The organism is Nocardia bhagyanarayanae (assembly GCF_006716565.1).
GTDB classification, from domain to species: Bacteria; Actinomycetota; Actinomycetes; order Mycobacteriales; family Mycobacteriaceae; genus Nocardia; species Nocardia bhagyanarayanae.
In genome coordinates, this window is record NZ_VFPG01000001.1 from 3930446 (window position 1) to 3951697 (window position 21252).

The 21252-nt window shown below is 69.6% G+C and carries 21 protein-coding genes; 17 read left to right on the plus strand and 4 right to left on the minus strand.

Going from position 1 to position 21252, the window contains the following annotated elements; all coding sequences use genetic code 11:
• The first annotated feature begins 145 nt into the window (after positions 1-145).
• The 12 genes from FB390_RS16760 to FB390_RS16815 all read left to right on the plus strand — a co-directional run bounded on the left by FB390_RS16760 (position 146) and on the right by FB390_RS16815 (position 14968).
• Positions 146-2416, plus strand: coding sequence for a SulP family inorganic anion transporter (locus FB390_RS16760; protein WP_141809768.1), 2271 nt, complete (start codon positions 146-148; stop codon positions 2414-2416).
• Positions 2417-2641: 225 nt separating this feature from the next.
• Positions 2642-4885, plus strand: coding sequence for a SulP family inorganic anion transporter (locus FB390_RS16765; RefSeq protein ID WP_141809769.1), 2244 nt, complete (start codon positions 2642-2644; stop codon positions 4883-4885).
• A 112-nt stretch (positions 4886-4997) separates the two neighbouring features.
• The gene (locus FB390_RS16770; protein ID WP_141809770.1) at positions 4998-5429 is read left to right on the plus strand and encodes a TIGR02611 family protein; all 432 of its coding nucleotides are present in this window, start codon (positions 4998-5000) and stop codon (positions 5427-5429) included.
• Complete coding sequence (locus FB390_RS16775) at positions 5426-6043, plus strand: (2Fe-2S)-binding protein (RefSeq protein ID WP_185757060.1); 618 nt, start codon at positions 5426-5428, stop codon at positions 6041-6043. The genes FB390_RS16770 and FB390_RS16775 overlap by 4 nt, the downstream gene beginning before the upstream one ends.
• A gap of 311 nt (positions 6044-6354) precedes the next feature.
• Positions 6355-8415, plus strand: a complete 2061-nt coding sequence (gene thrS / locus FB390_RS16780) for a threonine--tRNA ligase (protein WP_141809772.1) — start codon at positions 6355-6357, stop codon at positions 8413-8415.
• Entirely contained in the window at positions 8412-8996 is a 585-nt protein-coding gene (locus FB390_RS16785) for an ATP adenylyltransferase (RefSeq protein ID WP_141809773.1), read from the plus strand. Before thrS ends, FB390_RS16785 begins: the two co-directional genes overlap by 4 nt.
• Before the next feature lie 53 nt (positions 8997-9049).
• Positions 9050-9712, plus strand: a complete 663-nt coding sequence (pgsA, locus tag FB390_RS16790; protein WP_141809774.1) for a phosphatidylinositol phosphate synthase — start codon at positions 9050-9052, stop codon at positions 9710-9712.
• A gap of 70 nt (positions 9713-9782) precedes the next feature.
• A complete protein-coding gene (locus tag FB390_RS16795; RefSeq protein ID WP_141809775.1) occupies positions 9783-10757 on the plus strand; it encodes a phosphatidylinositol mannoside acyltransferase in 975 nt (324 codons plus the stop codon).
• Positions 10754-11878 carry a glycosyltransferase family 4 protein gene (locus FB390_RS16800; RefSeq protein ID WP_141809776.1) on the plus strand — a complete coding sequence of 375 codons (1125 nt, stop codon included), beginning with the start codon at positions 10754-10756 and terminating at the stop codon, positions 11876-11878. Before FB390_RS16795 ends, FB390_RS16800 begins: the two co-directional genes overlap by 4 nt.
• Positions 11878-12921 carry an NUDIX hydrolase gene (locus tag FB390_RS16805; protein ID WP_141811835.1) on the plus strand — a complete coding sequence of 348 codons (1044 nt, stop codon included), beginning with the start codon at positions 11878-11880 and terminating at the stop codon, positions 12919-12921. The genes FB390_RS16800 and FB390_RS16805 overlap by 1 nt, the downstream gene beginning before the upstream one ends.
• A gap of 440 nt (positions 12922-13361) precedes the next feature.
• A complete protein-coding gene (pdxS, locus tag FB390_RS16810) occupies positions 13362-14282 on the plus strand; it encodes a pyridoxal 5'-phosphate synthase lyase subunit PdxS (RefSeq protein ID WP_067779814.1) in 921 nt (306 codons plus the stop codon).
• Positions 14283-14476: 194 nt separating this feature from the next.
• A complete protein-coding gene (locus FB390_RS16815; protein ID WP_141809777.1) occupies positions 14477-14968 on the plus strand; it encodes a WKL family lipoprotein in 492 nt (163 codons plus the stop codon).
• A gap of 235 nt (positions 14969-15203) precedes the next feature.
• On the opposite strand, the gene FB390_RS16820 is transcribed toward FB390_RS16815, so the two are convergent.
• A complete protein-coding gene (locus FB390_RS16820) occupies positions 15204-15815 on the minus strand; it encodes a nucleoside/nucleotide kinase family protein (protein WP_141811836.1) in 612 nt (203 codons plus the stop codon).
• Between the two features lie 186 nt (positions 15816-16001).
• Here FB390_RS16820 and FB390_RS16825 point away from each other — a divergent pair, with 186 nt between their 5' ends.
• The 4 genes from FB390_RS16825 to FB390_RS16840 all read left to right on the plus strand — a co-directional run bounded on the left by FB390_RS16825 (position 16002) and on the right by FB390_RS16840 (position 19395).
• Positions 16002-16820 (plus strand): acyl-CoA thioesterase, encoded by an 819-nt coding sequence (locus FB390_RS16825; protein WP_141809778.1) that lies wholly within the window; start codon positions 16002-16004, stop codon positions 16818-16820.
• Positions 16821-16873: 53 nt separating this feature from the next.
• The gene (pdxT, locus tag FB390_RS16830; protein ID WP_141809779.1) at positions 16874-17524 is read left to right on the plus strand and encodes a pyridoxal 5'-phosphate synthase glutaminase subunit PdxT; all 651 of its coding nucleotides are present in this window, start codon (positions 16874-16876) and stop codon (positions 17522-17524) included.
• A 140-nt stretch (positions 17525-17664) separates the two neighbouring features.
• On the plus strand, positions 17665-18498 hold the full coding sequence (locus tag FB390_RS16835; protein ID WP_141809780.1) for a C1 family peptidase: 834 nt from the start codon (positions 17665-17667) through the stop codon (positions 18496-18498).
• A 144-nt stretch (positions 18499-18642) separates the two neighbouring features.
• Positions 18643-19395 carry a YebC/PmpR family DNA-binding transcriptional regulator gene (locus FB390_RS16840; RefSeq protein ID WP_141809781.1) on the plus strand — a complete coding sequence of 251 codons (753 nt, stop codon included), beginning with the start codon at positions 18643-18645 and terminating at the stop codon, positions 19393-19395.
• Positions 19396-19449: 54 nt separating this feature from the next.
• Here the strand turns inward: FB390_RS16840 and FB390_RS16845 are convergent, their stop codons facing one another.
• From FB390_RS16845 to FB390_RS16855, 3 genes are all read right to left on the minus strand, one after another.
• The gene (locus FB390_RS16845; protein WP_141809782.1) at positions 19450-19956 is read right to left on the minus strand and encodes an SRPBCC family protein; all 507 of its coding nucleotides are present in this window, start codon (positions 19954-19956) and stop codon (positions 19450-19452) included.
• Positions 19953-20315: a metalloregulator ArsR/SmtB family transcription factor gene (locus FB390_RS16850; RefSeq protein ID WP_141809783.1), complete on the minus strand. Its 363-nt coding sequence runs from the start codon at positions 20313-20315 to the stop codon at positions 19953-19955. Before FB390_RS16850 ends, FB390_RS16845 begins: the two co-directional genes overlap by 4 nt.
• 76 nt (positions 20316-20391) lie before the next feature.
• The gene (locus tag FB390_RS16855; RefSeq protein ID WP_141809784.1) at positions 20392-20598 is read right to left on the minus strand and encodes a DUF5988 family protein; all 207 of its coding nucleotides are present in this window, start codon (positions 20596-20598) and stop codon (positions 20392-20394) included.
• Positions 20599-20673: 75 nt separating this feature from the next.
• Here FB390_RS16855 and FB390_RS16860 point away from each other — a divergent pair, with 75 nt between their 5' ends.
• Positions 20674-21180, plus strand: a complete 507-nt coding sequence (locus FB390_RS16860; RefSeq protein ID WP_141809785.1) for an O-acetyl-ADP-ribose deacetylase — start codon at positions 20674-20676, stop codon at positions 21178-21180.
• Positions 21181-21252 lie beyond the last annotated feature (72 nt).

Consider the following 21252-nt stretch of genomic DNA (forward strand, 5'->3'; position numbering starts at 1 on the left):
GCCACGAGGTCGCCGCTTCGCCGAAGTGCCGCTCGACCCGCTCGCTCCCCGGCTCCACCAAGCTTCGCCCACCGCCCGCTTTCGATGCCAGTGCATGTTGCCCGATGAACCGGATCGGCTGCCGCCGAGACGGCGAAGGAGAAATATGTCGACCGACACCGATCTCGCACCACGGACGTCGCAGCTCGCTCGGATCCTGCATCACGATGTCCCCGCCTCCGTCGTGGTTTTCCTTGTCGCCCTTCCCCTTTCGCTGGGCATCGCGGTCGCCTCCGGCGCGCCCGTCGCGGCGGGTCTGATCGCCGCGGTCGTCGGCGGCGTGGTGGCCGGGCTGCTCGGCGGCTCGGCCGTCCAGGTCAGCGGGCCGACGGCGAGCCTTACCGTGGTGGTCGCCGAGAGCGTCCACCATTTCGGCTGGGCGGCAACCTGTTTCATCACGATCGGAGCGGGTGTGTTGCAGATTCTGTTCGGGCTCAGTCGAATCGCGCGGGCCGCGCTGGCCATCGCGCCGGTGGTGGTGCACGGGATGCTGGCGGGTATCGGCGTGATCATCGCCCTGCAACAGGTGCACGTGCTGCTGGGCGGCGCGTCGCTGAGTTCACCGTTCCAGAGCCTGATCCAGCTACCGCACCAACTCGTGTCGGTGCACCACGCGGACTTCTGCGTGGGCTTGGTGGTCATCGCGATCCTGATCGCGTGGCGCTTCCTGCCGCGCAAGCTGCGCACGGTGCCAGGTCCCTTGGTCGCGGTGGTGGTGGCGACGCTGCTGTCGCTGTTCCTCGACGTGGATCGAATCGTGTTGAGCGGCGCCATGTTCGATGCCATCGGCCTGCCCGCGATTCCGACGGGCGGCTGGTTCGCGGTAGGCGTCGCGATGATCACCATCGCGCTCATCGCCAGCGTGGAGACCCTGCTTTCGGCGGTGGCCGTCGACAAGGCGCGGCCCGGTCACCGAACCGATCTCGATCTCGAACTGATCGGCCAAGGCGCGGCGAACATGACCTCCGGCATGCTCGGCGGACTGCCCGTTGCGGGGGTGATCGTGCGCAGCATCACCAACGCCAACGCGGGCGCGCAGACACGGGCCGCCACCGTCCTGCACGGCCTCTGGGTGCTGGTCTTCGCTGTGGCGCTGGCCGGTCTCGTGCAGCAGATACCCAAGGCCGCGCTGGCCGGGTTGCTCATCCTGATCGGCGTGCAGCTGATCAAGCTGGCGCACATCCGGCTCGCCAGGCGCAACGGTGATCTGGCGGTCTACCTGGCGACTGTGTTGGGCGTGGTCTTCCTGAATCTGTTGCAGGGCATGGCGATCGGGCTCGCGCTGTCGGTGGCGCTGCTGCTGTGGCGGGTGGTCCGGGTGACGATCCTGGCCGAGCAGGTGGCAGGCGCGCGGCGCTGGGTGGTGACCATGGACGGCACCTGCACCTTCCTCGCGCTGCCGAAGCTCACCGCGGAGCTGGCCAAGGTGCCGCCCGGCGTCCCGGTGACGCTGGAGATGACGGTCGACTTCCTCGACCACGCCTCCTACGAACTGATCACCGACTGGGCGCGGCAGCGCGAAGACTCCGGCGCCCCAGTCGATTTCGCCGAGTTCGGCGCCGCGCGCATGGCGGCCGTCGTGCACGGCCCGCCCGAGCGCGGACATTCGCGCAAGGTGCTCGACGAGGTGATCGGGCCGTGGCGGCGCACCGGCAGCCGGGTGGACCGGATCGCGGCGGGCATCGCCGCCTATCACCGCGGCCACGCGCACCTCATGCGCCCGCACCTGGACGGTCTGCGCAACCGCCACGACGCGGACTCGTTCTTCCTGACCTGCGCGGACGCCAGGATCGTGCCCAACGTCATCACCAACAGCGGCCCCGGCGACCTGTTCACCGTCCGCAACGTCGGCAATCTGGTGCCGGTCGGCGGCAGCGACGTCTCGGTCGAGGCCGCGCTGGTCTACGCGCTGGAACAGCTGGACGTGCGCGCGGTGGTGGTGTGCGGGCATTCGGGATGCGGCGCGATGGAGGCGCTGCACCGAGAGGTCCAGGCCGGTCCGGGCCTGGGAGACTGGCTTGCGCACGCCAGGCCCGCGCTGGAGCGGTTCCGGCTCGGGCATCCGGTCGCCGAGGCCGCCGCGCGCGCCGGGTTCGGCGAGGTGGACCAGCTGGGCATGGTCAACGTGGCGGTGCAGCTGGAGACGCTGTACGCCTATCCCGCTGTGCGCCAAGGCATCGAGGAACGCGGGGTGGCGGTGTCGGGCCTGTTCTTCGACTTCGCGACCGCGCGCCTCATCGAGGTGCGGGTGGACGGAATCGCCGAGTTCGACGATGTGGACAGCAATGTCACGGCCGAGCCGGTCCGGGCCCGCGGCGGCGGGATGCGGTCGCGAACGGAAGGGGTTGCCGGACGGCGTATTTCGACGACGATGTGAACGATTTCACACCGAAACCGCGATATGGAAAGTGACACTTCTACCGCAGTTCTCAGGCTTTGCTAAGTCTTTACCAATACCCTTGAACGGGTTTACATCTCGGCCCAGTGCCGTGTCGGGAACTGCTTCACCGCGAGATGCCGGTTCGCGGTCTATTGCCCTGCTGGACATGTTGATCGTCAACCGACCTCGACGCCGCGGCGTCGAGTCGGCGAAGGAGAAGTCATGGCTGTCGAGAGCGATCTGGCTCCACCGCTGTCCCCACCTGCGCCGGGCAAAGGCCCGGGCACTCTGTCCGATCGTCTGACATCCGTCTTGCGCCACGATCTACCCGCATCGATCGTGGTCTTCCTGGTCGCGCTGCCGCTCTCGCTCGGCATCGCACTGGCCTCCGGCGCGCCCGTGCTCGCCGGTCTGATCGCCGCCGTGATCGGCGGCATCGTCGCGGGCACCCTCGGCGGCTCGGTGCTGCAGGTCAGCGGCCCGGCCGCCGGCCTCACCGTCGTCGTCGCGGAATCCATCGACAAGTTCGGCTGGAAGGTCACCGGCTTCATCGTGGTGGCCGCGGGCATCCTGCAGATCATCTTCGGTCTCAGCCGCATCGCGCGGGCCGCGCTGGCCGTCGCGCCGGTCGTGGTGCACGCGATGCTCGCGGGCATCGGTGTCACCATCGCGCTGCAGCAGGTGCACGTGCTGCTCGGCGGGTCGTCGCACAGCTCGGCGTGGAACAACATCACCGAACTTCCCGGCCAGCTGATGTCGCTGCACGGCGGTGACGCGCTGGTCGGCGCCGTGGTGATCGCGGTGATGCTCGGCTGGAAGTACGCGCCGGAGAAAATCCGGGTCGTGCCGGGTCCGCTGGTGGCGGTGTTCATCGGCACGGTGCTGTCGATGGTGCTGCCGACCGAGGTCGAGCGCATCGTGCTGGAGGGTTCGCTGTTCGACGCCATCGGGCTGCCGGAGATCCCGGACGGCGGCTGGTCGGCGGTCGCGCTCATGGTGCTCACCATCGCGCTGATCGCCAGTGTGGAGAGCCTGCTCTCGGCGGTCGCGGTCGACAAGATGCACAACGGCCGCCGCACCAATTTCGACCGGGAGCTGATCGGTCAGGGTTCGGCGAACGTGCTGTCCGGCCTGCTCGGCGGCCTGCCGGTCACCGGCGTGATCGTGCGCAGCGCCACCAACGTCCAGGCGGGCGCGCGCAGCCGCGCCTCGGCGATCATGCACGGCGTCTGGGTCCTGCTGTTCTCGGTGGCCCTGACCGCGGTCGTGCAGCAGATCCCGAAGGCCGCGCTGGCCGGTCTGCTGATCGTGATCGGCATCCAGCTGGTCAAGCTCGCGCACATCAAGCTGGCCCGCCGCACCGGCGATCTGCTCGTCTACTCGGTGACGATCCTCGGCGTGGTCTTCCTGAACCTGCTCGAGGGCGTGATGATCGGCCTCGCGCTCGCCTTCGGGTTGCTGCTGTGGCGGGTGGTGCGGGTGGCGATCACCGCCGAGCAGATCCCGCAGTCGCAGCGCTGGCTGGTCACCATCGACGGTTCCTGCACCTTCCTCGCGCTGCCGAAGCTCTCGGCCGAACTGGCCAAGGTGCCCGCGGGCGCCGACGTGACGGTCGAGATGACCGTCGACTTCCTGGACCACGCCGCCTTCGAGGCCATCGAGGAGTGGGTGCGCCAGCAGGAACACGGCGGCGGCAGCGTCGAGTTCGTGGAGATCGGCACGGCGCGGATGGCCGACGCGCTGACCGGGCCGCCCGCGCGCGGTTTCGGTCGCGCGGTGTGGGACGAGATCCTCGGCCCGTGGCGGCGCGAGGACAAGCACCCCAACCCGCTGGCCGCGGGCGTCGCCGCCTTCCACCGCAGCCACGCCCACGTGGTGCGTCCGCACCTGGACAGCCTGGCCGACCGGCAGGATCCGCACTCGTTCTTCTTGGCCTGCTCCGACTCGCGCATCGTGCCCAACGTCATCACCAACAGCGGTCCAGGCGACCTGTTCACCGTCCGCAACGTCGGCAATCTGGTGCCGGAGACGGGCGACGCCTCGGTGGAGGCGGCGCTGGTGTTCGCGCTCGAGGAGCTGAACGTGCGCTCGGTGGTCGTCTGCGGCCACTCGTCGTGCGGCGCCATGAAGGCGCTGTACTCGGGCGCCGACACCGGTCCCGGCATCGGGCCGTGGCTGGCGCACGCGCACCCGAGCCTGGAGCAATTCCGTGCGGGCCACCCGGTCGCGGAGGCGGCACGTGCCGCGGGCTACGGCGAGGTGGACCAGCTGAGCATGGTGAACGTCGCGCTGCAGCTGGAGACGCTGCACCGCCACCCGGCGGTGCGCCGGGCCGTGATCGAGCGGGGCGTGCGGGTGTCGGGTCTGTTCTTCGACATCGGTCGCGCGCGGGTCGTCGAGGTGACGATCGACGGTCTCGCGCACATCGAGGACGTGGACGAGCGCCCCGTGCCCGAACTGGTCTGATCGATGAGTAGGGACAACCCGCGGGCGCCGCTTCGGCTCCCGCGGGTGTTCTCTGTGTTCGCCAGGCTCGAGCGCGATCTGCGCCCTCCGGCTTTCTCGTACGCTGGCTGATGTGAGTGCCGAGCTGGACCAGAGACCGACCGACGAGCCGACCGGATGGCGCGCCTTCCGCACCGGCGTGGCCACCCGCCCTACGCTGAACCTCGCCTACCGTATCGGCGTCGCGGTGATCGGCTTGCTGGTGCTGACCCTCGGCATCCTGGCGATTCCGTATCCCGGTCCGGGCTGGGCGATCGTGTTCGCCGGTCTCGGCATTCTCGCGACCGAATTCGCCTGGGCGCGCCGGGCGCTGACCTGGCTGCGGGACAGGTACCGGCAGGGCATGGCCTGGTACTCCTCGCGGGGCCTTGCCATGCGGGCGACCGCGGCGATATTCACCGCGTTGCTGGTGGTCGCGACGCTCTGGGTTCTCGGCACGTACGAGTTGGTCGGCGGCTGGATCGGAGTCGAATCGGAATGGTTGCGCAGTCCCCTGAAGTGGTGAGCACGGTCCCCGGCGCGACACTCACGTCACCGGAGTGGCTGACGGCACGAATCACCGAGATGGGCCGGTCCTGGGGCACCTCATCGACCCGCATCGCGGGCACGCTGTGGTGGTGCATGGTCGCCTCCGCGCTCGTCGAGCCGTTGGCGCGGGCGGCGGCGACCGGCCAGCTGCCGCCCGAACCGGCGCTGGACCGCATCGACTGCGAGATCCGGCCCGACGGTGGTGTCGAACGCGTCCGCATCGCGGCGTGCGACGCTCCCGACGCGGCGCGGTCCGCGGCGGTGTTGGGGGAGACCCTCGCGGTGGTGATCCCGGCCGTCGCCGCGGTCTCCGGCGCGGGCGTGCCCGCCCTGTGGGCCATCGCCGCCGACGCGATGGGCAACCGCGCCCTCGACGCGGGCAACGGCGCGGCGGGCGCCGAACTGGCCGCCCAGGTCGGCGAGAAGCTGCCGATGCCGCGTTTCGTGGAAGTCGGCGGTCGCACCTTCGTCCGGCGGATCTCCTGCTGCCTCGTCTTCGAGATCCCGGGCTGCGAGATGTGCACGAGCTGCCCCAAGCGCCCCGCCGCCGACCGCGAGGCACTGCTGGCGAAGCTCGCCGCGGGGTCCTGATCCACCCCGCTCGCGGCGGCGGTATTCGAGTTGCGCCCGGCGCGATGTCCTGCAAGATGGGTGCCGACACGCCGACAACCAGCTACCCCGCCGTGACAGCGGGTTTCGCGCACACCGACCCCGCGCCGGATACGCCGAGAACCCGGCCGGGGACGTGGCACTCGGCTCGTGACGCCACGCTCGAGGCGCTCGCGACCGGCGCGAATCGCAGGACGGCGGGACAGCTAGCATTGGTCGCGCCGGGCGATTGCCGCCCGGTGACGACGCGCGGGAACAGGCCCGCCCACGAGAACGCCAAGGAGAGCGCCGCCGTGACGACCTCAGCCCCGATCAGCCAAGCCACCCTCGTCCGGGTGCCGGCCGGGACTACGGCGGGCGCCGCGGTGCGCGAGGCGGGTCTGCCGACCAAGGGACCCGACACCATCGTCGTGGTGCGCGACGGCGAGGGCCAGCTCAAGGACCTGTCCTGGACCCCGGACGCCGACGTCGAGGTGGAGGCGGTCGCCGCAAGCACCGAAGACGGACGCAGCGTGATCAGGCACTCGGCCGCGCACGTGCTCGCCCAGGCCGTGCAGCAGGAGTTCCCCGAGGCCAAGCTGGGCATCGGCCCGCCCATCAAGGACGGCTTCTACTACGACTTCCGCGTCGACCGGCCCTTCACCCCCGAGGATCTGGCCAAGCTGGAATCCCGGATGAAGAAGATCGTCAAAGGCGCCCAGCGCTTTTCGCGTCGCGTGGTGGAGATCGACGAGGCCCGCGTCGAGCTGGCCAAGGAGCCGTTCAAGCTCGAGCTGATCAGCGACAAGTCCGGCATCGACGACCCGGAGGTCATGGAGGTCGGCGGCAAAGAGCTGACGATCTACGACAACCTGGACCCGCGCACCGGCGAGAAGGTCTGGGGCGACCTGTGCCGCGGCCCGCACATCCCGACCACCAAGTTCATCCCGGCCTTCAAGCTGACCCGCAGCTCGGCCGCCTACTGGCGCGGCGACCAGAACCGCGAGGATCTGCAGCGCATCTACGGCACCGCCTGGGAATCCCAGGAGGCCATGGACGAGTACCTCCACCTGCTCGCCGAGGCCGAGCGCCGCGACCACCGCAAGCTCGGCCTGGAACTCGACCTGTTCAGCTTCCCCGACGAGCTCGGCTCCGGCCTCCCGGTGTTCCACCCCAAGGGCGGCATCATCCGCAAGGAGCTCGAGGAGTACTCGCGCCGCCGCCACGTGGCCGCCGGCTACGAGTTCGTGAACACCCCGCACATCACCAAGGGGCACTTGTTCGAGGTCTCCGGCCACCTGGACTGGTACCGGGACGGCATGTTCCCGGCCATGCATCTGGACGCGGAGCTCAACGAGGACGGCACCGTCCGCAAGCCGGGCCAGGACTACTTCGTCAAGCCGATGAACTGCCCGATGCACAACCTGATCTTCCGTGCGCGCGGGCGGTCGTATCGGGAACTGCCGCTGCGGCTGTTCGAGTTCGGCTCGGTCTACCGCTACGAGAAGTCTGGCGTGGTGCACGGCCTGACCCGGGTGCGCGGCATGACCCAGGACGACGCGCACATCTACTGCACCAAGGAGCAGATGCACGCGGAGCTGACCGACACGCTGCGCTTCGTGCTGGACCTGCTGAAGGACTACGGCCTGGACGACTTCTATCTGGAGCTGTCCACCAAGGATCCCGAGAAGTTCGTCGGCTCCGACGAGATCTGGGAGGAGGCCACCGAGACCCTGTCCAAGGTGGCCTCGGCCTCCGGCCTGGAGCTGGTGCCCGATCCGGGCGGGGCCGCGTTCTACGGTCCGAAGATCTCGGTGCAGGCCAAGGACGCGCTCGGCCGCACCTGGCAGATGTCGACCATTCAGCTCGACTTCAACCTGCCCGAGCGCTTCAACCTGGAATACACCGCCTCCGACGGCACCAAGCAGCGGCCGGTGATGATCCACCGCGCGCTGTTCGGCTCCATCGAGCGCTTCTTCGGCGTGCTCACCGAGCACTACGCGGGCGCCTTCCCCGCCTGGCTCTCCCCGGTGCAGGTGGTCGGCATCCCGGTCGCGGAAGCCTTTGCGCCGCACCTGGATCGGGTGATCGAGCGGCTGCACGACGAGGGCATCCGCGCCCAGGTGGACCGCAGCGACGACCGCATGCAGAAGAAGATCTTCAACAACACCGCGCAGAAGGTGCCGTTCATGCTGCTCGCCGGTGAGCGCGACGTGAACGCCGACGCGGTGAGCTTCCGCTTCCGGGACGGCACCCAGGTCAACGGGGTGCCGGTCGCCGACGCGGTGGCCACCGTCGTCGCGTGGATCGCGCGCCGCGAGAACGCCTCGCCGACCGCCGAGGGGTTCGAGATCGTGCCGGCGGGCCGGGCATGACCGCGGACGGGCTCTACGGCCTGGACGACGACACGGAGCAGGGGAACATCGTGGACATCGGTGCGGGCGAACCCGATCGGCTGCAGCGAATATGGACGCCGTACCGGATGTCCTACATCACCGAGGCCGCGGGATCCCGTCCGAAGGACGCCACCGGGCATCCGTTCACCGACATCCCCAAGATGTCCGACGAGGACGGCCTGATCATCGCCCGCGGTGAGCTGGTGTACGCGGTGCTCAACCTGTACCCGTACAACCCAGGGCACATGATGGTGGTGCCCTACCGCAGGGTGGCCAACCTGGAGGACCTCACCGACGCCGAGAGCGCCGAGCTGATGGCGTTCACCCAGCGGGCCATCCGGGTGATGAAAAGCGTCTCGCGCCCGCACGGCTTCAACGTCGGGCTCAATCTCGGTGGCGTCGCGGGTGGCTCGCTGGCCGACCACCTGCACCAGCACATCGTGCCGCGCTGGGGCGGCGACGCGAACTTCATCACCGTGGTGGGCGGGGTCAAGGTGATGCCGCAGTTGCTGCGCGAGACCAGAGCTCTGCTCGCCGCAGCGTGGAAGGAGACGGAGTGATCGAGCACCGCGGTGCGTCGTCCGTCGGAGCCGACCGGATGCGGGTGTAGCCGGTGCTGAGTTTCTTCGGCCGTGAGACGTTCGCCAAAGCCACCGCTCCGCTGGGCAAGGCGCTGGTGCGCACCGGCCTGACCCCGGATGCCGTCACCCTGATCGGAACGACGGCCTCGATCGCGGCCGCGGTCACGCTCTTCCCGACCGGTCACCTGTTCTGGGGCACCATGGTGATCTGGTTGTTCGTCATGTTCGACATGCTCGACGGCGCCATGGCGCGGGCGCGCGGCGGCGGCACGAAATACGGTGCGGTGCTGGACGCCACCTGCGACCGGGTCGCCGACGGCGCGATCTTCGGCGGTCTGGCCTGGTGGGCGGTGTACCACGAGCACAACAAGTGGCTGTTCTTCGCCACGCTGGTGGTGCTGGTGACCTCGCAGGTGATCTCCTACGCCAAGGCGCGCGCCGAGGCGAGCGGCCTGTCCGCCGACGGCGGCATCATCGAGCGCCCGGACCGGCTGATCATCGTGCTCGTCGGCGCGGGCTTCACCGGTCTCGGCGGTCACTGGGGCATCGAGTGGCTGACCTGGGCGGTGCACGTGGCCATGTGGATCCTCGCGGTGCTCAGCATCGTGACGGTGTTCCAGCGGGTGCTCGCGGTGCGCAATTCGCCCGGCGCGCGCGAGGTCATCCCGCCCGCCGCGCCGCAGGAGGCCCGGTGAGCGCACCGAGACTCCGCGCACCGGTTCGGGTTTTCGGTCGTACCGTCGGTGCTGTGGGATCGGGGGAACGGTGAGTATCGGGGAACGGTTGAGCGACGCCGGTTACGCGGCGGGCTGGCGATTGGTCCGGGCGCTTCCGGAAGGCGCGGCCCGTCGCGTGTTCGACTGGGGCGGGGAGCTGGCCGCGCGCGACGGCGGCCCGATCCAGTTGCGGCGCAACCTCGCTCGCGTGCTCGGCGTGCCGCCCGAGCAGGTGCCCGACGAGCTGATCCGGGCGAGCATGCGCTCCTACGCCCGATACTGGCGCGAGGCGTTCCGGCTGCCGACGATGGACCACGCGGCCTTGGGCAAGTCCTCGCGGCTACCCGTGGGCGGACTGCAGTACCTGGACGCGGCGCTGGCCGAGGGGCGCGGGGCGATCTTGGTGCTGCCGCATTCGGGCAACTGGGACATGGCCGGGCTGTGGTGTGTCCAGAACTACGGCGGTCTCACCACGATCGCCGAGCGCCTGAAGCCGGAGTCGCTGTTCGAGCGCTTCGTCGCCTACCGGGAGAGCCTCGGTTTCGAGGTGTTCCCGCTGACCGGGGGCGAGCAGCCACCGTTCGGCGTGCTGGCCGAGCGCCTGCGTGAGAACAAGATCGTCTGCCTGATGGGCGAGCGGGATCTCACCGGTCGCGGGGTGCCGGTCACCTTCTTCGGCGAACGCACCTGGATGCCCGCGGGCGCGGCCAAGCTGGCCATCGAGACCGGCGCCGCGCTCATACCGGTGCACGCCTGGTTCACCGTCGACGACGACGGCGTGGAGGCATGGGGCCTGAAATGCGAAGAGCGGCTGGACGTCTCGGGTGGCGTGGCGGCGGCGACGCAGCTGCTGGCGGACCGTTTCGCCGCCAATATCGCCGAGCACCCCGCCGATTGGCACATGCTGCAACCGCTGTGGGAGAGCGACCTGTCCGAGGAACGGCGGGCCAGGATCGCCGCCGCGCAGGGCGGACTCGCGGCGCAGGGTGGAAAAGCGCAGGGCGGAGGAGACGAGGCGCCGTGAAGATCGGCATGGTCTGTCCCTATTCGTTCGACGTCCCCGGCGGTGTGCAGGCGCACGTGGTGGAGCTCGCGCGGGTGCTCATCGAGCGCGGGCACCGGGTGAGCGTGCTCGCGCCCGCCTCGGAGGGCACCCCGCTGCCCGAGTTCGTCGTCTCCGCCGGACGCGCGGTGGCGATCCCCTACAACGGCTCGGTGGCCAGGCTCTCGTTCGGCCCCATGGCCTACACCAGGATCCGCCGCTGGATCGACGGCAACGATTTCGACGTGCTGCACATCCACGAGCCCAACGCGCCGAGCCTGTCCATGCTCGCGCTCAAGATCGCCGAGGGCCCGATCGTCGCGACGTTCCACACCTCGACCACGAAGTCTTTGGTACTCAGCACTTTTCAGGGCGTGCTCCGGCCCTACCACGAGAAGATCAGCGGACGGATCGCGGTCTCGGAGCTGGCCAGGCGCTGGCAGGTGGAGGCGCTCGGCTCCGACGCGGTGGAGATCCCGAACGGCGTCGACGTGGCCGCCTTCGCGCGCGCTCCGATGCTGCCGGGCTATCCGCGCGCGGGCGGCACGGTGCTGTTCCTCGGACGCTACGACGAACCGCGCAAGGGCATGGATGTGCTGCTCGGCGCGCTGCCGGAGCTGGTGCGCCGCCACCCCGACGTGGAGATCCTGATCGTCGGCCGCGGCGACGAGGAGCGGCTGCGGCGCGAGGCCGGGCCGAACGCGGGGCACCTGCGCTTCCTCGGCCAGGTCTCCGACGAGGAGAAGGCCTCGGCCATGCGCAGCGCCGACGTCTACGTGGCGCCCAACCTCGGCGGTGAGAGCTTCGGCATCATCCTGATCGAGGCGATGGCCGCGGGCACCGCGGTGGTGGCCAGCGAACTCGACGCGTTCCGCAGGGTGCTGCGCGACGGCACCGCGGGCATGCTCGTCCCGGTCGGGGATTCGGCGCGGCTCGCGGCCGCGCTGGACACCGTGCTGACCGACGAGGTGCGCAGGGAATCGCTGGTGCACACGGCCAATCAGGTGGTCGGCGAATACGACTGGCCGGTGGTCGCCGAGCAGATCCTGCGGGTCTACGAGACCGTCACCATCGGCGACACCCGGGTGCGGGCCGCCGGATGATCACCTTCTCGGCCACAACGGTTCTCGTTCTCGCGCTGATCGCGGCGGTCGTCGTCGCGATCGGTCTGTGGGCCTACTCCACGGCGAACCGGCTGGACCGGCTGCACGTGCGCTCCGACCAGTCCTGGCAGGCGTTGGACTCGGCGCTGGCCAGGCGGGCGGTGGTGGCGCGCGCGGTGGCGATGGCGATCGCCGGTCCGGTCTCCGACCCGGCGCTGACCGACCAGGCCAAACGGCTGTCCAGCCTGGCCGATCGGGCCGAACGCGCCGGACGCGCGGAACGCGAGACGGTGGAGAACCAGCTCTCCTCGGCGCTCTCGGCCGTCGACATCGCCCAGCTGCGCCCGCAGCTGGTCGCCGAACTCGCCGACGCCGAGGCCAGGGTGTTGATCGCCCGGCGCTTCCACAACGACGCCGTCCGCGACACGCTCGCGCTGCGCACCCGCCGCCCGGTCCGCCTGCTGCACTTGGGCGGTACCGCGCCACTGCCCACCTATTTCGAGATCACCGAGCGCGCGACGCCCGCCGCCTCGACCGGTCTCGCGGTGGACACGATCCGCACCTCGGCGCGCGTCGTCCTGCTCGACGAGCAGGACCGGGTGCTGCTGATGCGCGGCAACGACCCGAAGACCCCGGCGGTCTCGTTCTGGTTCACGATCGGCGGCGGTGTGGAGCCGGGTGAGTCGCTGCGCGCGGCCGCGGTGCGGGAACTGTGGGAGGAGACCGGGTATCGCGCCGATCCCGAGAGCCTGCGCGGCCCGATCTGGCGGCGCGTGGCGGTGTTCCCGTTCGACGGGGAGCTGATCCGCGCCGAGGAGCTGTTCTTCGTGCTGCGGGTGCGCGCCTTCACGCCCGAACCGGGCAACCTGACCGTGATCGAGCGCCGATCCATCACCGGGCACCAGTGGTGCACGCCCGCCGACATCGCGGCCCTGGACCGCTCCGGCGAGACGGTCTACCCCTACCACCTGGACGAACTGCTTCCCGAGGCCGCCGGGATCGCCGCTGGCTCCGACGACCCCGAGGTCCGCTCCATCCGCTGAGCGCGCCTGTGATCTGGTTCACGATCGTGATAGCTTCGTGACTGGATCGCGTCCCCGTGGGTATCCGGAGTCGGTGCCGCGCGATGACGCGGGGCGGTCCTTGTCCGGTGTTGGAGGTAGCTAGTTCATGTCGTATCTGCTGTTCGATTTCCTGTTGCCGCTCGTGGGCCCGTCGGCCGCCGAGTACTGGGCCCAGCTACTGGTCGTGGCTCCGCTCTGAGCCGAGTCGGCCCGGCGGATTCCACGCGGGCTCGATTGCGAACGGTTCGCTGATAGCCGTAAGCCGATTCCACTGGGGGAGTGGCGCTCGTCACACCACGCGCGGCTGGCCCCCGGGCCGACCTCGGTACCAGTCCAGTGGCCCTCAACTGGCTATCAAGTGGCTTTCTCGGCACGCCTAGAATTAGGTCGTTTCGTTCCGCGCGACCTGATAGGCGCACATGACCCAGGAGTTTGCCGTGACCACGCCCGAGACCACCAACACCGTCGGCACCGCCCGCGTCAAGCGCGGCATGGCCGAGATGCTCAAGGGCGGGGTGATCATGGACGTCGTCACCCCCGAGCAGGCCAAGATCGCCGAGGACGCCGGCGCGGTCGCGGTCATGGCGCTCGAGCGGGTGCCCGCCGACATCCGCGCCCAGGGCGGCGTGTCCCGGATGAGCGATCCGGACATGATCGAGGGCATCATCGGCGCCGTGTCGATCCCGGTCATGGCGAAGGCCCGCATCGGCCACTTCGTGGAGGCGCAGATCCTGCAGAGCCTCGGCGTCGACTACATCGACGAGTCCGAGGTGCTCACCCCCGCCGACTACACCAACCACATCGACAAGTGGAACTTCACCGTTCCCTTCGTCTGTGGCGCCACCAACCTGGGCGAGGCGCTGCGCCGCATCACCGAGGGCGCGGCCATGATCCGCTCGAAGGGTGAGGCGGGCACCGGTGACGTGTCCAACGCGACCACCCACATGCGCCAGATCCGCCAGGAGATCCGCAAGCTCGCCGCCCTGCCCGCCGACGAGCTCTACGTCGCGGCCAAGGAGCTGCAGGCGCCGTACGAGCTTGTCCGCGAGGTCGCCGAGACCGGCAAGCTGCCGGTCGTGCTGTTCACCGCCGGTGGCATCGCCACCCCGGCCGACGCCGCGATGATGATGCAGCTCGGCGCCGAGGGCGTGTTCGTGGGCTCGGGCATCTTCAAGTCCGGCAACCCGGCGCAGCGCGCCGCCGCCATCGTCAAGGCCACCACCTTCTACGACGACCCGGACGTGCTGGCCAAGGTCTCCCGCGGCCTCGGCGAGGCCATGGTCGGCATCAACGTCGAGGAGATCGCGCAGCCGCACCGGCTCGCCGAACGCGGTTGGTGAGCTTGCTGTTTTCGTGACGCCCGGTTCCCGGCTCAGCCAGGGACCGGGCGTTTCCCGTTCGCGGCTCTCGACTCTTCGAAGCGCCACATCCCGATCTCAGAGTTCCCACAGAGCCGCTGAGTAGGTTTCGGGGCACGGCGAGCAGGACGGGTCGCCGGTGACAGCCGACCGATTCGAACGCAAAGGATCAAGAGTTGAAGCTTCGCAACCCCGGAAGAATCGCGATCGCGGGCCTGGCCGTCGCGGCGGCGCTGAGCCTGACGGCGTGCGGCGGCGACGACAAGAGCGAGACCGCGCCGACCCGCACCACGACCAGCGCCAAGGCCACCGCCGCGAATGTGCCGCCGGTGCCGACCGTGGAGCAGTTGAACGCGCAACTGCAGCGGGCGCTCGATCCGGCGGTGCCGAACGAGGAGAAGCTGGCGATGATCCAGGGCGCCGAGGCCGATCCCGAGCTGCCCGGCCGGCTGGCGCAGGCGTACCAGCAGACCGGGGCGAGCGTCGTGGTGACCGAGGTGAACGCCTTCGGCGACACCATCAACGCCAAGGCCAAGATCGTGCTGAACAACCAGGAGAACATCGCCGACGTGCCGTTCGTTGCCGAGGACGGCACGTGGAAGGTCCAGAAGGCGTGGGCTTGCGGGATGCTGACCAACCTCGGTCAGCAGTCGGCCGCCTGCGCCTGACAGCGCTGATCCGCCGGAGCGCGGATCGTGCCGCACACGTCTCGGCGGGCGAGTGGCGCACAACGTCGGGGGTAGCGGAAGCTCCGCTACCGCTATGTGTGCCACTCGTCGGACGCCGTCGAAACCGCAGGAGCTGAACAACACCCGGGCGCGCATCGCGTCCGGGTGTTTCTTTTTCGGCGCCTGGATACCTGATTCACCATGCGGCGCAACGGATATAGGGCTGCGCGCAGGTTCAGTCTCGGCTGAGCGCCGGGCGATCGGGATGATCCCAGCGCGCCGAAAACGTTGGCGTCTCGGAATTCTCGCGGTCGTAGCGCAGCAGCGCGGGGATGGTCCAGTGCTCGTCCTGTGGCGTGCGGCGGCGCAGCGCCGTTTCGCTGAGGTCGAGGCGCACCGTCAGATCGAAGGCCAGGTCGCGGCCGAGCAGCATGGGACCCGCGAGGAACAGAACCAGATCGGCGGGTGCGGCGCGGACGGCAGCGCGGGCCGAGCGGTCGGCGGTCTCGTCCCACAGCGCGGGCAGCCAGCGGCCGTGTTCGCGCAGCGCGTCGACCACCTCGCGGCGGACCGCATCGTAGTCGAACCACGCTGTGCGGTAGGAGAATTCGTCTTCGCGACCGAATTCCATGCGCAGCGAGGCGGGGCGGACGTAGTCGTGCAGGGCGACCACCTCGGCGGAACGTCCTGTCCCGCGCAGTCTTTCGGCGGCGCGCTCGGCGAACGCGACGGGTTGTGCGGCGTCGGGCGCGTCGACGGCGATCACGCGACGGCCCGGCAGCGCGTGGAGCCGGTCGGCGAGCAGATCGGCGAGGCCGTCCTGGGTGATCGGCACGAACTGCGGCACCGCTCCATCACAGCAGACGCCCGCCCGCGGGTCTTCCTGCGGCCCGGCGCGACCCGGGTGGCAGGCCGAGCCGCGGCGAATTCCGCTGCCGTCGTGCTGTGACGAGCGCGACATGCCGCAACCCCCTGGCATCCCCGGCCGGTGGCCGAACGGGGTGAATCGGACGCCGCGGGTTAACCTCAGCGCATGGCGACAATCGAAGAGGCATTGGAGATCGAACGCCTGGAGCGGGACATCTTCCGTGGCGCGTCCACGAAGACCCAGCTTCCCCGCACCTTCGGCGGCCAGGTCGCCGGGCAGGCCCTGGTGTCGGCGGTGCGTACGGTGGAGCCGCGTTTCCAGGTGCATTCGCTGCACGGATACTTCCTGCGGCCGGGCAATCCGCAGGAACCGACCGTGTACCTGGTGGAGCGGATCCGCGACGGCCGCTCCTTCTGCACCCGCCGGGTCACCGGCGTGCAGGACGGCGCGGCGATCTTCACGATGTCGGCTTCGTTCCACGTCGGCGACGAGGGCCCGGGACACCAGGACGTGATGCCCGCGGTGGCGGCGCCGGAAGACCTCCCCGATGCCCAGACCTCGATGAGCCCGGAACGGCTGTGGGCGATGCGCGAATGGGAGCACTGGGACATCCGCACCGTGCCGCAGGAGTCGGTGTCGCGCCGCGACGGCGTGGTCTCCCAGCAGCAGGTGTGGTTCCGCTACCGGCACCCGCTGCCCGACGACCCGCTGTTCCACGTGTGCACGCTGGCCTACATGAGCGACATGACGCTGCTCGGCTCCTCGAAGGTCACCCATCCCGACGAGCGGACCCAGGACGCGTCGCTGGACCACGCGATGTGGTTCCTGCGACCGTTCCGCGCCGACGACTGGCTGCTCTACGACCAGTCCTCGCCCTCGGCCGGTTTCGGCCGCGCGCTCACCGGCGGCAAGATCTTCAACCGCGCGGGCGAACTCGTCGCGGCCGTCGTGCAGGAGGGACTGATCCGCACCCTGCGCGGCTGACCGAAGCCGACCGTGAGCGGGCACACAGCGACGGGACTAATAAGCTCGGCGGGGTGAACGCATCATCGGTCGCCGCACCCGCCGCCGAAGCGCGGCAGACGCCGTCCCGGCCCACCATCGGTGTGCTGGCCCTGCAGGGCGATGTGCGCGAACACGTCGCGGCGCTGGAACAGTGCGGCGCGGAGCCGGTGCTGGTGCGGCGGGCGTCGGAGCTGGCCGCCGTGGACGGGCTGGTGCTGCCGGGCGGCGAGTCGACCGCGATCAGCAAGCTGCTGGAGGCGTTCGAGCTGCTCGAACCGCTGCGCGCGCGGCTGCGCGACGGCATGCCCGCCTTCGGTTCCTGCGCGGGCATGATCCTGCTGGCCTCCGAGGTGCTCGACACCCGGCCGGACGCCAAGCATCTGTCGGGCATCGATATGACGGTGCGCCGCAACGCCTTCGGACGCCAGGTCGACTCCTTCGAGACCGATCTGGAATTCGCGGGTCTGGCCGACGGACCCGTCCGCGCGGTCTTCATCCGCGCGCCGTGGGTCGAGCGGGCGGGCGCGGATGTCGAGGTGCTCGCCACGGTGCCCTCCGGCCCGTTCGAGGGCCGCATCGTCGCGGTGCGCCAGGGCAAGGTGCTCGCCACCTCCTTCCACCCCGAGGTGACGGGCGATCTCCGCGTGCACCGCATGTTCGTCGATCTGGTCCGAGCTGCGTAGTTCGCGCCGAACCCGCTGGTGAAACGGGTAACCGAGTACTCGCGCTTCGCCGCGCCGCGGGGTGAATCATCGCTGCCATCCGGGCGATCCCGACCGACCCGGGCGTGGTGGCGACACCACCGGACGAACGAAGCACGAACATGACCGAAGTCATCTCCGCACCCCGTGCGAACAGCGAAGAGCCGGTGCCCGCCGAGGCACGGATCTGCAATCTGGTCCCCTCCCGCGACACCGCGCGGGATTGGACGTTCACCGACGCGCTGTCCGTCGGCGCGCTGGGCGCCGTCACCGCACTGCCCAACTCGGTGGACCTGCGCCGCGACTGGTGGACCATCGGCGACCAGGAGGACACCGGGTCCTGCGTCGGCTGGGCGACCGGCGACGGACTGATGCGCTACCACTTGGTGACCGCGAGCAAGCTGAACAGCGACCGACGAGTCTCGCCGCGGTTCGTGTGGATGGCCTCCAAGGAGACCGACGCGTTCTTCCAGCGGCCGGAGACCTTCATCGAGGGCGCGGGCACCGAGTTGAAGTCGGCCGTCGAGGTCTGCAAGAAGTACGGCGTCGTCGAGGAGTCGTTGCTGCCGTTCCACATCCAGACCAAGATGTACCGCGGCCAGGAGAACACCTTCTGGGCGCACGCGGCCACCCTGCGCATCGCCTCGTATTTCAACGTCGGCAAGAACCTCAACCAGTGGAAGACCGTGCTGGCCGACGGCCGCCCGATCCTCGCGGGGTTCATGGTGGACGACACCTGGGACAACGCCACCGCCAACGGGGGTTTCCTGGAGGAATTCGCGGCGGGCACCGAACGCGGCGGGCACGCCGTCGCCATCGTGGGCTACCTGCCCAGCGGGCACTTCATCGTCCGCAACAGCTGGGGCACCGCGTGGGGCGACAAGGGCTTCGCGTACGCGTCGCCGAAGTACATCAAGGGCGCCTTCTTCCCGGAGGCATACGTGGTCTCGCTCTGAGGGGCTGGGGAGAACGCCGTCCGGACGGCGTCCATTAGGCTGGAGGAGTTGTCCGTTCGGTTGGCACGCGGCTCGATCCCTCCCCCGGGGCGCCGCCGTCCCCGGCGGTCACTCCCAGTGCAACCGACCTGAAGGAAGTAGGGAATGAGCGGCCACTCCAAATGGGCCACCACCAAGCACAAGAAGGCCGCGATCGACGCCAAGCGGGGCAAGCTCTTCGCGAAGCTGATCAAGAACATCGAGGTGGCGGCCCGCACGGGTGGCGGTGATCCGGATGGCAACCCGACGCTGTACGACGCCATTCAGAAGGCCAAGAAGTCGTCGGTCCCCAACGACAACATCGAGCGCGCCCGCAAGCGCGGCGGCGGTGAAGAGGCGGGCGGCGCCGACTGGCAGACCATCATGTACGAGGGCTACGGCCCCAACGGCGTCGCGGTGCTCATCGAGTGCCTCACCGACAACCGCAACCGCGCCGCGGGCGAGGTGCGCGTCGCGATGACCCGCAACGGCGGCAACATGGCCGACCCGGGCTCGGTGGCCTACCTGTTCCATCGCAAGGGCATCGTCACCCTGGAGAAGAACGGGCTGTCCGAGGACGACGTGCTGATGGCCGTGCTGGACGCGGGCGCCGAGGAGGTCAACGACCTCGGCGAGTCCTTCGAGATCATCAGCGACCCGAGCGATCTGATCGACGTGCGCAAGGCGCTGCAGGCGGCCGGAATCGATTACGACTCCGCCGAATCCGGCTTCCAGCCGTCGGTGTCGGTCGCGGTCGACGCCGACGGGGCGCGCAAGGTGTTCAAGCTGGTCGACGCCCTCGAGGACAGCGACGACGTGCAGAACGTCTACACCAACGTGGACGTCTCGGACGAGGTCCTCGCGCAGCTCGAAGACTGAGCTGTCACACGGCGAGCCCCGGACCGGTCCGGGGCTCGCTGTCGTTTTCCGGGGTCAGGCGCCGAGCTGCGCGCGGTAGTAGTCGGCCATGGGCGGGTAGTAGTCGTCGAAGTTCGGCGGTTCCGCGCCGTCGCGCGCCGTGCCGAACAGGTCCAGGTAGTACTCCCAGCCCGGGCCGACCTGCGGCGCCTGCGCGATCTCGTCGTCGGTGCGCAGGTGATGGGTGAAACGCAGTTCGGTGACGCCGTCGGTCTCGGTCAGCCGCACGTCGAGGACCCAGGAGCCGTACTCGTCGATCGCGGAGACCGCCAGCCGGTGCGGCGGTTCGCAGGCGTCGATGGTCATGTCCATCCACGGCTGCTCGTCTTCGTGGACCATCTGCACCTGCACGGTGCGACCCGGTCCCGCCTCGCCCTTCCACGGGCCGAACCAGCGCGCGGTGCGGTCCGATTCGGTGAGGCTCGCCCACACGTCCGCGATGGGGGCGCGGTAGGTCCTGGTCAGGACCAGATCGCGCCCTTGGTCGGCGGGCAGCAGGCGCCCGGTGGGTTGCTTGGTCATGCCGTGTTCTCCCTCGTCGTGCGTTCTCCGGGAGGCTGCCTGCGCTCCCGGCGGGTGCGATAGATCTCGGTTTCGAGTGCGTCGAGGCGCTGGGCCCAGCCCGCGGGCCGCTCGAAGCGCGCGATCCACCCGGCCAGCTCCGCGAGCGGTTCGGCGTTCAGCGCGTAGAAGCGCTGTCGGCCGATCGGTTCGTCGCGCACCAGCCCGCTCTCGCGCAACACCCGCAGGTGCCTGCTCACCGCGGGCCTGCTGATCTCGAACCGCTCGGCGATCTCGCCCGCGGTCAGCCTTGCGCCGTGCAGCATCTCCAGGATTTCCCTGCGCACCGGGTCGGCGATCGCCGCGGCCACCTCGTCCACGCGAAAAGCGTAACCACTTAGTTACGAATTTGTCCATGGGTCGCGTCGGACGAGCCCACGCGGAATCGCCCCGAAGCTATTCGGCGATCTTCGTGCGGTCACACCACTCGTAGACGGTCAGGCGACCCGACTCGGTGTCGGCCTGCCGCTGGGTGACCTTGAAATGTTCGTAGCCGTCCTTGAAGGGGATTTTCAGCTCGATCCCCGGCGGAGTGATGGGAACGATCCGCTCCGGCAAATCCGCCGGTCCGCCTTCGAGGAGGGCTTTCGCACCGTTGCTCATCGTCCGATGGTAGTTCCGGCGCCGCCGCTACCTCGGCATTTTCGCCGGACCGCTGGGCGCGGGAGAATGCCCGGCATGGTCCGTATCGAGTTCGTGCGTGGCGACATCACCGAGCAGGCGGTCGACGCGGTGGTGAACGCGGCCAACTCCTCGTTGCTCGGCGGCGGGGGAGTCGACGGCGCCATCCACCGCAAAGGCGGTCCGGAAATCCTGTCCGAGTGTCGTGACCTACGCGCTTCGCGCTACGGCAAGGGTCTGCCCACCGGACAGGCGGTGGCCACGACGGCGGGCAGGCTGCCCGCGCGCTGGGTGGTGCACACGGTCGGCCCGGTGTGGTCGGCCACCGAGGACCGGTCCGAGCTGCTGGCCTCCTGCTACCGCGAATCCCTCAGGGTCGCCGACGAACTCGGCGCGCGCACCGTCGCCTTCCCGGCCATCTCCACGGGCATCTACGGCTGGCCGATCGAGGACGGCGCGCGCATCGCGGTCGAGACCGTCCGCGCCGCCGACACCGCGGTCGAAACCGTGCGCTTCGTGCTCTTCGACGAACGCGCCTACGCCGCCTTCGCCGAACACGCGTAAGCGCTTCGCCTCCTCTGCGGCTGTACGCGCGTGCGTCGCGCAGGAGTATCGCCGCCTTCGCTCGGACCGTGC